General features: G+C 61.9%; 18 protein-coding genes and 1 pseudogene. 10 read left to right on the top strand and 9 right to left on the bottom strand.

Annotation, left to right across the window (positions count from 1 at the left end):
* Nucleotides 1-83: 83 nt before the first annotated feature.
* Complete coding sequence (locus DK261_RS19170; RefSeq protein WP_009050776.1) at nt 84-1358, bottom strand: uracil-xanthine permease family protein; 1275 nt, start codon at nt 1356-1358, stop codon at nt 84-86.
* A gap of 2 nt (nt 1359-1360) precedes the next feature.
* On the bottom strand, nt 1361-1999 hold the full coding sequence (gene upp, locus DK261_RS19165; protein ID WP_007928379.1) for a uracil phosphoribosyltransferase: 639 nt from the start codon (nt 1997-1999) through the stop codon (nt 1361-1363).
* A gap of 166 nt (nt 2000-2165) precedes the next feature.
* Here upp and DK261_RS19160 point away from each other — a divergent pair, with 166 nt between their 5' ends.
* From DK261_RS19160 to DK261_RS19145, 4 genes are all read left to right on the top strand, one after another.
* Nucleotides 2166-2723, top strand: a complete 558-nt coding sequence (locus tag DK261_RS19160) for a hypoxanthine-guanine phosphoribosyltransferase (protein WP_007928381.1) — start codon at nt 2166-2168, stop codon at nt 2721-2723.
* A 3-nt stretch (nt 2724-2726) separates the two neighbouring features.
* Nucleotides 2727-3200 carry a WbuC family cupin fold metalloprotein gene (locus DK261_RS19155; protein WP_028683375.1) on the top strand — a complete coding sequence of 158 codons (474 nt, stop codon included), beginning with the start codon at nt 2727-2729 and terminating at the stop codon, nt 3198-3200.
* Between the two features lie 152 nt (nt 3201-3352).
* On the top strand, nt 3353-3838 hold the full coding sequence (locus DK261_RS19150; RefSeq protein ID WP_038635049.1) for a hypothetical protein: 486 nt from the start codon (nt 3353-3355) through the stop codon (nt 3836-3838).
* A gap of 63 nt (nt 3839-3901) precedes the next feature.
* Nucleotides 3902-4189 (top strand): PA4642 family protein, encoded by a 288-nt coding sequence (locus DK261_RS19145; protein WP_007928384.1) that lies wholly within the window; start codon nt 3902-3904, stop codon nt 4187-4189.
* Between the two features lie 90 nt (nt 4190-4279).
* Here the strand turns inward: DK261_RS19145 and mqo are convergent, their stop codons facing one another.
* Nucleotides 4280-5791 (bottom strand): malate dehydrogenase (quinone), encoded by a 1512-nt coding sequence (mqo, locus tag DK261_RS19140; RefSeq protein WP_009050773.1) that lies wholly within the window; start codon nt 5789-5791, stop codon nt 4280-4282.
* 732 nt (nt 5792-6523) lie between these two features.
* A complete protein-coding gene (locus DK261_RS19135; protein WP_025806225.1) occupies nt 6524-6757 on the bottom strand; it encodes a hypothetical protein in 234 nt (77 codons plus the stop codon).
* A gap of 206 nt (nt 6758-6963) precedes the next feature.
* On the opposite strand from DK261_RS19135, the gene DK261_RS19130 reads away from it, so the two are divergent.
* A complete protein-coding gene (locus DK261_RS19130) occupies nt 6964-7548 on the top strand; it encodes a YajG family lipoprotein (RefSeq protein WP_009045547.1) in 585 nt (194 codons plus the stop codon).
* A gap of 140 nt (nt 7549-7688) precedes the next feature.
* On the opposite strand, the gene DK261_RS19125 is transcribed toward DK261_RS19130, so the two are convergent.
* Nucleotides 7689-7895: a hypothetical protein gene (locus tag DK261_RS19125; protein ID WP_009050770.1), complete on the bottom strand. Its 207-nt coding sequence runs from the start codon at nt 7893-7895 to the stop codon at nt 7689-7691.
* A 187-nt stretch (nt 7896-8082) separates the two neighbouring features.
* On the opposite strand from DK261_RS19125, the gene DK261_RS19120 reads away from it, so the two are divergent.
* Nucleotides 8083-8373, top strand: a complete 291-nt coding sequence (locus DK261_RS19120) for a hypothetical protein (protein WP_009050769.1) — start codon at nt 8083-8085, stop codon at nt 8371-8373.
* A gap of 116 nt (nt 8374-8489) precedes the next feature.
* On the opposite strand, the gene DK261_RS19115 is transcribed toward DK261_RS19120, so the two are convergent.
* On the bottom strand, nt 8490-9659 hold the full coding sequence (locus DK261_RS19115) for a 1-acyl-sn-glycerol-3-phosphate acyltransferase (protein WP_036985434.1): 1170 nt from the start codon (nt 9657-9659) through the stop codon (nt 8490-8492).
* A 139-nt stretch (nt 9660-9798) separates the two neighbouring features.
* On the opposite strand from DK261_RS19115, the gene DK261_RS19110 reads away from it, so the two are divergent.
* The 3 genes from DK261_RS19110 to DK261_RS19100 are packed head-to-tail and all read left to right on the top strand — an operon-like array spanning nt 9799 to nt 10906.
* Complete coding sequence (locus DK261_RS19110; protein WP_009050767.1) at nt 9799-9981, top strand: CPXCG motif-containing cysteine-rich protein; 183 nt, start codon at nt 9799-9801, stop codon at nt 9979-9981.
* Nucleotides 9982-9990: 9 nt separating this feature from the next.
* A complete protein-coding gene (locus DK261_RS19105; RefSeq protein ID WP_009050766.1) occupies nt 9991-10251 on the top strand; it encodes a putative signal transducing protein in 261 nt (86 codons plus the stop codon).
* 34 nt (nt 10252-10285) lie between these two features.
* Nucleotides 10286-10906, top strand: coding sequence for an SOS response-associated peptidase (locus DK261_RS19100; RefSeq protein WP_016703569.1), 621 nt, complete (start codon nt 10286-10288; stop codon nt 10904-10906).
* 159 nt (nt 10907-11065) lie between these two features.
* On the opposite strand, the gene DK261_RS33930 is transcribed toward DK261_RS19100, so the two are convergent.
* Both DK261_RS33930 and DK261_RS33925 read right to left on the bottom strand, forming a co-directional pair.
* A complete protein-coding gene (locus tag DK261_RS33930) occupies nt 11066-11809 on the bottom strand; it encodes a methyl-accepting chemotaxis protein (protein WP_370686835.1) in 744 nt (247 codons plus the stop codon).
* A gap of 111 nt (nt 11810-11920) precedes the next feature.
* Nucleotides 11921-12118: pseudogene (locus DK261_RS33925) on the bottom strand (HAMP domain-containing protein); the annotation flags it as partial.
* Between the two features lie 1359 nt (nt 12119-13477).
* On the opposite strand from DK261_RS33925, the gene DK261_RS19090 reads away from it, so the two are divergent.
* On the top strand, nt 13478-14293 hold the full coding sequence (locus DK261_RS19090) for a M48 family metallopeptidase (protein ID WP_009050763.1): 816 nt from the start codon (nt 13478-13480) through the stop codon (nt 14291-14293).
* 125 nt (nt 14294-14418) lie between these two features.
* Here DK261_RS19090 and DK261_RS19085 read toward each other — a convergent pair whose 3' ends face one another.
* A complete protein-coding gene (locus DK261_RS19085) occupies nt 14419-15003 on the bottom strand; it encodes a TMEM165/GDT1 family protein (RefSeq protein WP_009045541.1) in 585 nt (194 codons plus the stop codon).
* Between the last annotated feature and the right edge of the window lie 46 nt (nt 15004-15049).

Raw genomic sequence — 15049 nt, 5'->3', positions numbered from 1 at the left:
CGCGGGCAAGCCTCGCTCCTACGACCGACATCGTCTGTAGGAGCGAGGCTTGCCCGCGATAGATGTTCCGACTGACACCGATCTCAGATCAGCGGCTCGTCAGCCCTCTTGTTCTTCCAGCTATCGTTGCCCGGCAGGATCAGGTTCAGCGCAATCGCGACGATGGCGCACAGGGCGATCCCTTTCAGGCCGAAGTCGTCCGGACCGGTACCGGTACCGATCAATACCCCGCCAATCCCGAACACCAGAGTCACCGAGACAATCACCAGGTTGCGGGCTTCGCCCAGGTCGATCTTGTGACGGATCAGGGTGTTCATGCCCACCGCTGCGATCGAGCCGAACAACAGGCAGAGAATCCCGCCCATCACCGGTACCGGAATGCTTTGCAGCAGTGCGCCGAACTTGCCGATAAACGCCAGGCTGATGGCGAAGATCGCCGCCCAGGTCATGATTTTCGGGTTGTAGTTCTTGGTCAGCATCACCGCGCCAGTCACTTCGGCGTAGGTGGTATTGGGCGGACCGCCGAACAGGCCGGCGGCGGTGGTGGCGATGCCATCACCGAACAGGGTGCGATGCAGGCCGGGCTTCTTCAGGTAGTCGCGACCGGTCACGCTGCCGACCGCGATCACTCCGCCGATGTGCTCGATGGCGGGAGCCAGGGCCACAGGAACGATGAACAGGATCGCCTGCCAGTTGAACTCCGGCGCGGTGAAGTGCGGCAGTGCCAGCCAGGGCGCCGCGGCGATCTTCGCGGTATCGACCACGCCGAAGTAGAACGACAGGGCAAAGCCCACCAGCACGCCGGAGATGATCGGCACCAGGCGGAAGATGCCTTTACCGAACACCGCGACGATCAGGGTGGTGAGCAGCGCCGGCATCGAGATCATCATCGCCGTCTGGTAATGAATCAGCTCGCTGCCGTCACCGGCCTTGCCCATCGCCATGTTGGCGGCGATCGGGGCCATGGCCAGGCCGATGGAAATGATCACCGGGCCGATTACCACCGGCGGCAGCAGCCGGTCGATGAAACCGGTGCCCTTGATCTTCACCGCCAGGCCCAGGAAGGTATAAACGAAACCGGCCGCCATCACGCCGCCCATGGTCGCGGCCAGGCCGAACTGGCCCTTGGCGAGAATGATCGGGGTGATGAAGGCAAAGCTGGAGGCCAGGAATACCGGTACCTGGCGCCCGGTCACGAGCTGGAACAACAGAGTCCCGAGACCCGCCGTGAACAGCGCCACGTTGGGGTCGAGACCGGTAATCAGCGGCATCAACACCAACGCGCCAAAGGCCACGAAGAGCATCTGCGCGCCAGACAGCACCTGGCGCCAGAGCGGATCGTTGAACTCATCCTGCATGCTCAGGCGTCCTTCTGCTTGGTGCCGAAGATCTTGTCGCCGGCATCGCCCAGGCCCGGGATGATGTAGCCGTGCTCGTTGAGTTTCTGATCGATGGAAGCGGTGTAGATGGTCACGTCCGGGTGAGCTTTCTCGACGGCTTCGATGCCTTCGGGGGCGGCGACCAGCACCATGGCGCGGATGTCCTTGCAGCCAGCCTTTTTCAACAGGTCGATGGTCGCGACCATGGAGCTGCCGGTGGCGAGCATCGGGTCGATGATCATGGCCAGGCGCTCGTCGATTTCCGGAACCAGTTTTTCCAGGTAAGTGTGCGCCTGCAGGGTTTCCTCGTTGCGGGCTACGCCCACGGCGCTGACCTTGGCGCCCGGGATCAGGCTGAGCACGCCTTCGAGCATGCCGATACCGGCGCGCAGGATAGGTACCACGGTAATCTTCTTGCCGGCGATCTTCTCGACCTGGACAGGGCCGCACCAACCCGGAATTTCATAGGATTCGAGTGGCAGGTCCTTGGTGGCTTCGTACGTCAGCAGGGCACCGACTTCCTGAGCGAGCTCGCGGAAGTTCTTCGTGCTAATGTCGGCGCGGCGCATAAGGCCAAGTTTGTGTCGGATCAGCGGATGGCGGATCTCACGGATGGGCATAGGGAAAGGCTCCGGCGGCGGGCAAAAAAACCGGCCTAGATTAATCTATCCGAGGGTGTTGTCCTATAGACATCTAAGTACGTTAGTCCAGAAACGCTTGATCTGACCGGGCCGGATGCGTACCTTTGCTCGCTTTTCCGAAACTGCCACCCCCCTGGAGAGCGCCATGTCCGCTGATCTCGAGCATATCCGTCAAATCATGCGCGAGGCTGACTGCCTGTACACCGAAGCTGAGGTCGAGGCGGCCATCGCCCGAGTCGGTGCACAAATCAATGAACAACTGGCGGAGCGCAATCCGGTGGTTTTCTGCGTGATGAACGGTGGCCTGATCTTCTCCGGCAAGCTGCTGACCCACCTCAAATTCCCGCTGGAAGCTTCCTACCTGCACGCCACCCGCTATCGCAACGAAACCAGCGGCGGCGAGCTGTTCTGGAAATCCAAGCCGGAAGTGTCCTTCATCGACCGTGACGTGCTGATCATCGACGACATCCTCGACGAAGGTCATACCCTGGGCGCGATCATCGACTTCTGCAAACACGCCGGCGCCCGCGCGGTGCACACCGCCGTGCTGATCGACAAGGACCACGACCGCAAGGCCCGTCCCGACCTGAAAGCCGACTACGTTGGCCTGCCATGCGTGGATCGCTACATCTTCGGTTACGGCATGGACTACAAGGGTTACTGGCGCAACGCTGCCGGCATCTTTGCCGTCAAGGGCATGTGAATCATGAGCGAGCCGAGCTTTCTGGATCAGTCGCTGTTTGCCGAACTGGCTGAAAAAGCCTCGGCCAGCCCCCGTGGTCGCCACCACCACAACTTCCATCAGATGCAAGAGCCTTGTCACCGCATGGCGGTGGGGCTGCAGCCCTCCACCTACATCCCGCCCCATCGCCATCTAGGTGACGACAAGGCCGAGACCCTGCTGGTGCTCAAGGGGCGCCTGGGCCTGCTGATTTTCGACGACGCCGGTCAAGTGCTGGGCAAGCGGGTGCTGCAAGCGGGTGGGGATTGCATGGGCGTCGACCTGCCGGTCGGCGTCTACCACGGCCTGGTGGTGCTTGAGCCCGATAGCCTGATGTTCGAATGCAAGGCCGGGCCTTATCGTCCAGTCGGCGAAGGCGAACTGGCCGCTTGGGCGCCCCGCGAAGGCGAGCCGGGTGTGGCCGAGTATCAGGCCTGGATGCGCGCCCAGTTCGACTGAGCGCCATCCTCGCTCCTGTAGCCGCTGCCGCAGGCTGCGATCGAGCGGCACGCTCGTAGCGATCTCAAGGATGTCAGAGGTCCTGCGGCAGCGGCTACAGGGTGGAAAGGACAACCCATGCTAGAGTGCATCACTCTTGCCTGGAGTCCCTCATGAGCCTTTTGATTCGCAGTTGCGCGGCCTTTTTTCTGATCCTGAGCCTGCCCCTGGCCGCCGCCCCTGCGCCCATGCACGCGCAGTTCCTGCCTCCCGATGACCTGACCCTGCGTGATGCCGCCCCCGAGCAGCAACAGTTGTTGCAGGTCACCGAGTACTCGGTGGTCATCGGCAGCCAGCGCCAATCCAACCAGCAACCGATCCCGGTGACCTCGCCGCTGCTGGTCCGCCTCAAGGGCAAGCCGCTGAACAAGGGCGCGACCATCAGCCAGGTGCTGGTGAACTTCGACGGCGAGAGCAAAAGCCTGAAAAAGCCGCAGTTCGACGACAAGACCAAGACCCTCACCCTGTTCTACCCGCTGGCCCAGTATCGGGTGGTGATGGACCTGCTGCGCAACGACACGGTGTATTGCCAGTTCCTCAGCTACGCCAACGGCCACATCTGGGCCGATCTGCACACCGGCGCGGTACGCTCGCGTTGAGGCCCGACGCGGCCTGGGGGTAAACTGCCTGCCCCGTGAAATGTCTGCGAGCTGGAGTCGGCAATGCGTAAAGATAAGAAACAAGTGATTGGTGACGAGATCGGCGATGCGCAGATCAAACTGTTCCTCGATTTCGAGCCGGCCGACGCCACTTCGCCGTCCCTGCACAAGCTGATCAAGGCCTATCGTGGCCTGCGTATCGACGATTTCGAGCGTTTCCTGGTGTTCTTCGTCGAGGCCGGCTACGACCTGGATGGCAAGGACGAACACGGCAAGGACTTCGTGGCCCTGATCCAGGACCAGCGCAATGCCGCCGATTACATCGAACTGATCGAAAAAGCCCGCGGCTGAAAACGCGCCGCGCCGGCTGTGGTTGTCTTTAAGCGGCCATAAAAAACGCCCCGTTCTCCAAGAGAGCGGGGCGTTTTTCATGAGCGCGGCTTAAGCGTAGCTTTCGGCTTCGCTGCTCTGCTCGACCAGCTCCAGGCTGACGTTGTTCTCGCTGTTGATCTTGCGGTACAGCGTAGCGTCGGTTTCCAGGGCCTTTTCACGGGCCGGGAAGATTTCCTTGAGCTTGCTGGCCCACTCACCGGTCGCCTTGGCCGGGAAGCAGCGCTCGATCAGTTCGAGCATGATCGAGACAGTCACCGAAGCGCCTGGCGAAGCGCCAAGCAGCGCGGCGAGAGAGCCGTCCTTGGCTGCGACCAGCTCGGTGCCGAACTGCAGCACGCCGCCTTTCTTCGGATCTTTCTTGATGATCTGTACCCGCTGGCCGGCCACTTCCAGGCGCCAGTCTTCGGCTTTGGCTTCAGGGTAGAAGCGACGCAGGGATTCCAGGCGCTGCTCCATGGACTGCATCACTTCGCTGACCAGGTACTTGGTCAGGTCCATGTTGTCGCGAGCCACCGCCAGCATCGGGCCGATGTTGCCGGCGCGAACCGACATCGGCAGGTCCATGAAAGAACCGTGCTTGAGGAACTTGGTGGTGAAGCCGGCGTAAGGTCCGAACAACAGGGACTTCTTGCCATCGACCACACGGGTGTCCAGGTGCGGCACGGACATGGGTGGCGAACCCACGGCCGCCTGGCTGTAGACCTTGGCCTGGTGCCGCTTGACCACTTCCGGGTTGTCGCAACGCAGCCACTGGCCGCTGACCGGGAAGCCGCCGAAGCCTTTGCTCTCCTCGATGCCCGAAGCCTGCAGCAGCGGCAGCGCCGCGCCGCCAGCGCCGAGGAACACGAACTTGGCATCGACGTCGCGGCTGTTGCCGCTGTTGACGTCCTTGATGCTCACGGTCCAGCCGTTGTCCTTGTTGCGTTTCAGGCCGGTCACGCGCTTGCAGTACTTGACCTGGGCATCGGGTGCGCTGGTCAGGTGCTTGAGCAACTGGTTGGTCAGGGCGCCGAAGTTGACGTCGGTGCCATTGATCACGCGGGTGGCGGCGATGACTTCGTCAGCCGGGCGGCCAGGCATCATCAGCGGCATCCACTCGGCCATCTTGGCCTTGTCCTCGGTGTATTCCATGTCCGCGAAAGCGTGGTGCTTGCTCAGCACTTCATAGCGCTTCTTCAGGAAGGACACGCCGTTCTCGCCCTGGACGAAGCTCAGGTGCGGCACCGGGCTGATAAAGGACTTGGACGAGCCGAAGGTGCCTTTCTTGGTCAGGTAGGACCAGAACTGCTTCGACACCTCGAACTGGGTGTTGATGTGCACGGCTTTCTTGATATCGATGGAACCGTCGGCGGCCTGTGGCGTGTAGTTCAGCTCACAAAGGCCGGCATGGCCGGTACCGGCGTTGTTCCACGGGTTGGAACTTTCCGCGGCACCCGAATCCATCAGCTCGACGACTTCCAGCTTGATCGCGGGGTCGAGTTCTTTGAGCAGTACAGCGAGGGTGGCACTCATGATGCCGGCCCCAACCAATACGACGTCTACTGCTTCGTTATGCGCCATTAACGCGTCTCCAAAATCTGCAGCACCAAATTGACGGCATAGCTGCCAGGAGTAGGGGGCGGTTCACGTTATGCCCCAGGTCACTCATGGCCAGGATCGCCATGTCCGAATCTTCGCAATTTTTCGCAACTTCGACGGACGCTACCAACCAGGCCTGATCCGCGTATGAACGCATTTCAGGGCAGGGCGGGCAATTCGACTTATGGTCAAGAGTCCGTTTGTGCAACCAAATCCGTAGCGGACAGGCTTCAAGCGCAAGTATCTGAGGCGTGCTCGGTCCTGTGTAATCGGGCTGTTGTAGACGCTAATGGTGCCAGTACAGACGCAAAACTATTCATTTGCTCGCCACACTCTTGTGAAGTTGTGAAAACCCGTTTTTTCACGCTCTTTTGAAGACGTGAACCTCAAAAAAGGGCTGTCCAAGCCTGGCACCGGCCCGAGGGGTGAATGCCGACATGGAACACGTGGCATTAACGGGCGAACAGCTCAGTGGCCGAGCAATGGCAGCTCTGCAGATGCGCGAAAAGCGGTGGTTTGCAAGATGAACAGCAAGCACGCCGGCTTCACTCGATCTGTGTGGGCGGCTCTCTGTGGGCAATGCGGGGGAGCTGATGCTGATGCGTCAGCGATGCTGCGAGGCCCGATCAGGAGACGTCCTTATAATCGGGGGGAGATTGTAACGAAGAAACGCGCAGAAATGATCCTGTTTAATGACTTTTATTAGGCTTTTGGTCAGGTAGCCATCATCGGTTGTACCCGGGCGCGGGCAATGCGTGGGCTGACACGGGCGCTGGCGGGGAGCGGCTGGTGCAACCAGTTGAGACGGATTTCCTCGATTTCCACCCAGCCGTCGCCCATTGGCGGCACTTTGCAGTGCTTGAACGCCTGGCAACGGCCCTGTGGGTCGAGCTTGGCGAAGCTGCGGTATTTCTGGCGCGGAGCGAACAAGGACCAGAGGAAATGCATGGCGATGTACCTGTTGGGCAGTTGCGATGAAGAATGCCGCCTGGGCGTTACATGGCCATGTAACGCTCGTGACGGGGAGGTTACAGCAAGCGCCTGGCACCGAACCTGTATGAGAGCTGACTGACTCGCGCCGGGCCGCTGGTTAGCGGCCGCCGACCCCCGCTATACTGCGCGCCTGTCTGTGCCTGATTTCTGGAGAAATGAGCATGTTGCAACGCCTGTTGTTCGGTTTGATCACTGTGACCAGTTTGACGCTGGCTGGTTGCGCCCATAGCCCGCAACAACTCAGCCCGGAACCGAAGCTCACCACTCAGCTCGCGCCGGTCGGCCATGGCCAGCCGGTGGTCGTGAAAGTGGTCGACGGCCGTCCGTCGCCGACCCTGGGTACCCGTGGCGGGCTTTACCCTGAAACCAGCGCGATTACCGTCCAGGGCGCGCAGATCCTGCCGAAGCTGCAGGCCCAGGCCGAAGCTGCGGTACGCCTGCTGGGCTTTACCCCGACCGCCAACGCGCTGAATGCCCCACAGCTGACTGTGACCCTGGCCGAGCTGAAGTATCAGTCGCCCAAGGAAGGCCTGTACGTGACCGAGGCCACCATCGGTGCGACCTTCCGTTCCGATGTGCAGAACGCCAACCGCCGCTACAGCGGTCGTTACGGCGCCTCCCTGGACCAGCGTTTCGGCATGGCGCCGAACCAGGAAACCAATACCAAGCTGGTCAGCGACGTACTCAGCGATGCCCTGACCCGCCTGTTCAAGGACCCGAGCATCGGCCAGATCCTCGGTGAATGATGTGAACCTGTAGCCGCTGTCGCAGGTTGCGATAAGGCCCGAAGGGCCTTGCTTGACGGCTTCGGCGCGGTACACAAAAAAGCCCGGCTTCCACAGAAGCCGGGCTTTTTATTGGCTGTCGATTTGTTTCGAGCCTGGCCTCACGCCGCCTCGACGTAAAAATCCAGCACGCTGACCCCTGTCAGCAGATCGGTTTCCGGAAGGTCCGCATGCTGGTGCCCGCCGAGGGCGCAATACACCAGCCAGTGGCGGTCCTGGACGTTGAAGGCCAGGCCACCGACCAAGGCTTCCTGTTCGTCGCTGGGGGCGATCAGGTAGAGGCGATCCTGGTTTTCTGCGTGCAGCATGACAAGCTCCGTGTCGGTTTCGAGGGGCGCCAGACTGGCCTGTTTGTATGACGAACGTATGACAGGGCGAATTAACCGGCCAACGGGTTGTTATCTGTCGGAAAGCCCAGGCAGAAAGTGGGCCTTTGGGTAAAATCCGCGCCGCGAGCCGCCAGGGCTCGTTATCCGGTTTCATTCGAGGTTCGTGATGTCGCTGCAACTGATCTGGTCGCTGTTCAGCGCCCACCCCGCCAAGCTGATCAATATTCTTGCCTTGCTGTTCGCCTTTCCCGGCAGCTGGTTGTTGCACGCCACCCGACGTCGCGAGCAGCGCGCACTGGCCAATCTGGCCGCCCAGGGCCAATCCCGTTCCCAAGAACCGCTACCGGCGCAGACGTTGGATGATGCGACCTTGCGCATGAACCGGTTCTTCTACCGTTTCGGTTTTGCCTGCCTGGGGCTGGCGTTGCTGGTGTCGTGGATCAGCACCCGGTTCTGATGTGGCCCGCAGATCGCTATCGCGAGCAAGCTCGCTCCTACAAGGGGCGTTACTCGCAATCAACGTACAGAAACGACAACGGCGCCCGAAGGCGCCGTTGTTGTGTGCGGTGAGCGTTATGGCAAGGCCAGTCCCGCCTTGACCCGATACTGATTGCGCACCGGCGTCGCATATTGCAGCACCAGGTACGGGCGATGCTCCTCCGGGCAGGCGTCCAGGCGCCGTTGCCACTCTTCCTGGGCCTTGGCCAGTTCGTCCGCCGGGAACACCTGGGCCGCGCTCGGAACCTGCAGCTCCGGATCGGCATCGCTCCACTGGGCGTAGGCCAGGTAATGCACCGGGAACAGGCGATAGCCGCCGAGGATCTGCCGGTCCATCTCCACCGCCAATTGCTTGGTGTCCTCGAACAACTCGCTGATCGGCGCGGCGAAGTTCACGTGGACCCGGCCTTTATAGCCGGTGATGCCCTTGGCGATGCTGATATCGTCCTCGCCCGGAGCCTTGGTATAGCTGCCGGTGGTGGCGCGGATATACAGCTCGCGGGCCTTGGCCTGATCGCAAGGGTCGTATTCGTAGCTGATCGACACCGGGGTCAGGTTCAGCGACTGGATGACCTCGCCGAACGGCTCATCCTTGCGGCTCATGTGGAACATCTTGAGGATCGCCGACTCGGTACGGTCGTCGCCGTCCTTGGCCCGGCCTTCGGCCTGGGCGATCCAGATCGACGCGCAATCGTTGCGGATCGAGTGGTTGATGTAGGCCGACAGCAGTTGGTAGGCGGCCATTTTTTCCCGGCGTCCGGTGATCGAACGGTGCACGATGAAGCTCTTGTTCAGACGCATCAGGTCGCTGACGAAAGGCTTCTGCAGCAGGTTGTCGCCGATGGCGATGCGCGGGGTCGGCAATCCGGCGTGGTACACCGCGTAATTGACGAAGGCCGGGTCCATCACGATGTCGCGGTGGTTGGCGATGAACAGGTAGGCGCTGCCGGACTTGAATTGCTCGACCCCGGTGTAGGTCACGCCGTCGGTGGCCCGCTCGATGGTGTGGTCGACGTAGAACTCGACCTTGTCCTGCAGGGTCGCCACCGAAGTGACCGCGGCGAACTCACGACGCAACCGATGAGCTATAAGGGGTTTGAGCAGCCAGCCGAAAGCGCCGGCAAAGCGCGGGAAGCGGAAGTGGGTGAGGATATCTAGAAACGCCTTGTCGCCGAGCAGTCGAGCCAGCACCGCTGGTACTTCACTGTCGTCGTAAGGTCGGATGGCATCGAATTCGCCCATCATGCTCTCTTGTTGGAAACGGCTAGGTAAGAAAAGGTTTGGATCGAAAAATAGCCGGGCGCGGTCTGAAAAGTAAGCTCAGATCTCAATAGCCCTGCAAATAGACCGGCGATTATACGCACAAGTCACTCCGGAGGCCGCGATGCTGGAAACCGAACGCTATCAATGTCCCTACTGCGGTGAAGAGGCCGAGGCCGTGCTGGACCTGTCCGGCGGCGATCAGCAGTACATCGAGGATTGTCCGGTCTGTTGCCGGCCCATTGTGTTCACGTTGCAGACCGACGGTGAGGAATGGATGCTCGAGGTGCACAGCGAAAACGAGTGAGGGGGTTATATGCAGCGAGTCTACGAACCGGAAAACCTGCTGGAAGGGGAATTGCTCCAGGGCATGCTGGCCAGCGAGGGGATCGAGGCACACCTGGTGGGGCGGGATTTGCTCGGCGGCACCGGTGAGTTGCCGGCGTTCGGCCTGCTTGGGCTGGCGGTGGATAACGACCAGGCGCAATACGCCCGGGAGCTGATCGCTGCGTACAATGCCGCGCTGCCGATGCCCGGCGACGAGCCGGCCAATCATGCTGGCGTGCTGATCTGTTAGGCTGGCCGCCGATTTTCCGAGAGTTGTTTGCCCCATGTGTGGACGTTATGCCCTGTTTCGCTGGAACCAAGCGTTTGCCGCCTTGCCCGGATTTCCGGCGGATCAGCAGGCGCAGTGGAATATCTCGCCCAACGATTCGGTGCTGATCCTGCGCAGCAGCGATGGCCAGCGCAACCTCGCCCGCGCCCGCTGGGGCCTGACGCCGCCCTGGCTGACCGATCTGTCGCGCACCCCGGCCCATGCCCGTGCCGAAACCCTGGCCGAACAGCCGATGTTTCGCGAAGCCTTTCGCCAGCGCCGCTGCCTGTTGCCGGCCAACGGTTTTTACGAATGGCGCGGCGGCACCCGTAAACGCCCGTACTGGCTGACGCCAGGGGAGGGCTCGTCGCTGTTCTTCGCGGCGATCTGGGAAGCCTATCCGGTGCAGGAACAGGTCTGGCTGAGCACCGCGGTGGTCACCCAGCCAGCGGCCAGCCAGCGTCGGCCATTGATCCTCGATGCCCAGGGCCAGGAAGCCTGGCTCGACCCACAGACGCCATTGCCGGTGTTGCAAGCCTTGCTGGCCAGCCCACCGGCCGCCTTGCGCGAGCGGGTGCTGGCCAACCTGGTGAACGATCCGAAGCTCAATGCCCCGGAATGCCTGACCCCGGGTTGATGCTGTCCTGTGGCTCCAACCCGGAATCGTGTGGCCTGAATCAGCGAGCGCTTCGCACGGAGTGCCGCCCAGCTCGATCGCTGCCGAAGGCTGCGCAAGGTCCGCAGGACCTTGAGCGTTAGTACGGGCCACGCCTGCTTTGCGGCCGGTCGCAGCGGCTTACACCTTGAACTGATTGATCAGGCGCCGCTGCTGCTCGGCCAGCTTGGTCAGGCCGGCGCTGGCCGCGCTGGACTCGTCGGCGCCGCCCGCCACTTCGTTGGCCACCTGGCCGATATTGATCACGTTGCGGTTGATGTCCTCGGCGACGGCGCTCTGCTCTTCGGCGGCGCTGGCGATCTGGGTGTTCATGTCGTTGATCACCGACACCGCCTGAGTGATGGTTTCCAGGGCCTCGGCCGCTTTCGCCGCGTGCTGCACGCTTTCGTCGGTGCGGTTCTGGCTGTCTTCCATGACCCGTACCACATCGCGGGTGCCTTGCTGCAACTGCTGGATCATCGACTGGATTTCTTCGGTCGCCTGCTGGGTCTTCTGCGCCAGGTTGCGCACTTCGTCGGCCACCACGGCAAAGCCGCGGCCCTGTTCGCCGGCGCGGGCGGCTTCGATGGCGGCGTTGAGGGCCAGCAGGTTGGTCTGCTCGGCGATGCCGCGAATGGCGATCAGGATCGCGTTGATGTTCTCGCTGTCCTTGGCCAGGGTCTGCACGACGCCCACCGCCCTGCCGATTTCCACGGCGAGGGCGCCAATCGCGGTCGAGGTGTCGCGCACGATCCGCATGCCCTGGCTGGCGGCCTGGTCGGCATGGTTGGCGGCTTGCGCGGCCTGGGTCGCATTGCGGGCCACGTCCTGGGCGGTGGCAGTCATTTCATGCACCGCGGTGGCCACCTGGTCGATCTCGGCCATCTGCTTGTGCACGCCCTGGTTGGTGCGAATGGCGATATCGGCGGTGTGTTCGGAGGAGTCGCTGACACTCTGCACCGAGGTCACCACCTGGCTGATCATCGCCTGCAGCTTGGCCAGGAAGGTATTGAAGCCCTTGGCGATCGAGCCCAGTTCGTCGGCGCGGTCGCTGCTCAGGCGGCGGGTCAGGTCGCCTTCGCCCTGGGCGATATCGTCGAGCATGGCCACCATCTGCTTGAGCGGACGGGCGATGCCGTGGCCCACCAACCAGATCACCAGCAGGCCGAGGCCGGCGATGATCAGGCCGACCATGGCCATGCCGAAGGTGTCGGCCTGGCGTTGTTCGGCCAGGTCGTTTTGCAGTTTCTGCAGGTCGGCCATGACGGCGTCCAGCGGCAGTTGCAGCATCAGGGTCCAGCGGGCGTCGGTCTGGCCAATGCCGAACGGCAGGTACAGCTCGATCCGCCCGTGGGCCTGGTCGACGTTGTAGTTCACTTCGCCGCGCTTGAGGTTGCCGAGCTTGGCGACTTCTTCGCTGTCGAGAATGTCGCTGACCTTTTCGCCGAACTTGCTCGGGTCCTTGGTGTAGGCCACCAGCCGGCCATTACCACCGATCAGGGCCATCTCGCCCACACCGTTGTAGAGCTTCTGGTTGGCGCCCAGGAGCATGTCCTGGATGAAGTTCACCGACAGGTCGGCGCCGACGATGCCCTGGAAGGCCCCGTCGAGCAGGATGGGTTCAATAAAGGAGGCAAGCATGACGATCTTGTCGCCGACCTTGTACGGCGCCGGATCGATCACGCAGGATTTCCTGCTTTCCTTGGAGCACAGGTAGTACTCGCTGGCGCGTACGCCGGTGGACAGGACTTTCTGGTCGTCCACGTCCACCAGTTTGTCCAGGCCCAGGCTGCCATCTTCGTTGCGGAACCACCATGGCAGGAAGCGCCCGTTGCTGGCATCGATACCCACTACCTTGGTGTCGACATAGGCGCTGTCGTTATGGTCGATGGCGTTCTTTTCCCAGCCTATATAGGCACCGAGAATCTTCGGGTTCTGTGCGACGTTTTCCTTGATCAGGCTGATCAGCTGTTCGCGGCTGAGATTGAGCTGTGGATTGCCGTCCGCGCCCTTGCTGCCGATCAGCGCGTTGACCCGCACCAGCCCGCCGGCGATCAGCAGGGGCGCCTCGAGTTCACGCTGGATCTGGCTGACCTGGGTCTGTGCCAGTCCGACCAGCCGCTGTTCGATGACTTGCTCGAATTGAGCCTGGGTTCGCTGTTGCACCATCTCCTGGGTCCGGGCACCGGCGAACAGGGCGTACAGCACCAGGGCAACGACCACGCTGAGGACGATGGCACCGGCCAGGGCGGCCACGGAAAACTGGATCGACTTGAATTTCATAAGGGCTCCGGACGCAGGAATGACGTCTGCCCCGCTGTATCGGCAAGGCCCTCGCCGACCATGAGCGAGGATCGGAAAAATGACTGTTTTGTAGGCTGACATGTCGCAAATGGACAGCTGCCGGGCGTTGTCGGGCGCGGCGGGGAGGGTTCTGTGAATTTTTTCCTACGCTGCCCTGTAGCTGAAAACAGCGTGCTACACGTCCGTTGTATCTGGCGTCGATACACAACTGCGCCTAGGATACGCGCCATGTTTTCAGGGAGCGTTTTCATGAGTAAGAAGCAGGTTTTGGGTGCACTCACCGCTGCGTTGCTGCTGTCGGGTTGCCAGTCGGTCAACACCACCAGCGGCGGCGCTGTCGGCGTCGATCGCAAGCAGTACATGTTCAGCATGCTGTCGAGCGATGAGGTCAACCAGTCCTACGCGCAGTCCTATCAGCAGAAGATCGGCGAAGCGAACAGCAAGAACGTGCTGGACAAGTCCAGCGCCAATGCCAAGCGCATCCAGGCGATCGCCAACCGGCTGATTGCCCAGGCCCCGGTTTTCCGTCCGGATTCCGCGCAGTGGAACTGGGAAGTCAACCTGATCAAGAGCGATGAACTCAACGCCAACTGCGGCCCTGGCGGCAAGATCATTTTCTACAGCGGCCTGATCGACAAGCTGCAACTGACCGACGATGAAATCGCCGCGGTCATGGGCCATGAAATCGCCCACGCCTTGCGCGAGCACGGTCGTGAAGCGATGTCCAAGGCCTACGGGGTCAGTGCGCTGAAGCAGATCGCCCTGATCGCCGGCGCGCCGCAGGAAGCGGTCGCCGTGGGCGACAACGGGGTCAACCTGTTGATGACCCTGCCCAACAGCCGCGGCAATGAAAACGAAGCCGACCTGATCGGCCTGGAACTGGCGGCCCGCGCCGGCTACAACCCGAACGCGGCCATCACCCTGTGGAACAAGATGAGCAAGGCCTCGGAAGGCGCGCCACCTGAATTCCTCAGTACTCACCCGGCGTCCGGCAGTCGTATTTCCTCGTTGGAAGCGGCGATTCCGAAGGTGATGCCGTTGTACCAGCAGGCCAAGAGGCCCTGATCATCAGGCGTCGTTGTTGACGACAGTGTCGTGAACAAGCCGGCCTCTGCAAAAAAAGCCCCGACTGGTTCGGGGCTTTTTTGTGCTCGCAGGTTTGCCTGGAGGCGTGCCTGCTGATGGGGCGCTTACAACCAGCCGCTGCTCTGCATGGCCTTGTACACCGCGACAATGGCCAGGATGAAGAACGCCGAGGCCGCGAGGCGACGGATCAGGGTCAGGGGCAGTTTCTCCGCCGCGAAATTGCCGGCCAGTACCACCGGGACGTTGGCGATCAGCATGCCGGCGGTGGTGCCGATGATCACCAGCCACAGTTCCGGGTATTGCGCCGCGAGCATGACGGTGGCGATCTGGGTCTTGTCGCCGATTTCAGCGAGGAAGAATGCGATCAGCGTGGTCAGGAAGGGGCCGAACTTGCGGGCGGTGCTGGCTTCGTCGTCGTCCATCTTGTCTGGCACCAGGGTCCAGAGCGCGGTCGCGGTAAAGCTCGCGGCGAGGATCCAGTGCAAGGTCGCATCCGAGAAGAAGCTGCCGAACCAGGCTCCTACCGCACCGGCTGCCGCATGGTTGGCCAGGGTCGCGGCGACGATGCCGGCAATGATCGGCCAGGGTTTGCGAAAGCGCGCGGCGAGAATGAGGGCAAGCAGTTGCGTCTTGTCGCCGATTTCGGCCAAGGCAACGATCGCTGTGGGAACCAGTAGAGAATCCAGCATCAGGGCATTCCTAAGGGGCGGGTCGACACGGCTATGACACGTACAG

This window comes from Pseudomonas sp. RW409 (genome assembly GCF_003184125.1).
Lineage (GTDB): Bacteria > Pseudomonadota > Gammaproteobacteria > Pseudomonadales > Pseudomonadaceae > Aquipseudomonas > Aquipseudomonas chlororaphis_I.
This window is presented reverse-complemented; position numbering and strand designations above follow the sequence as displayed.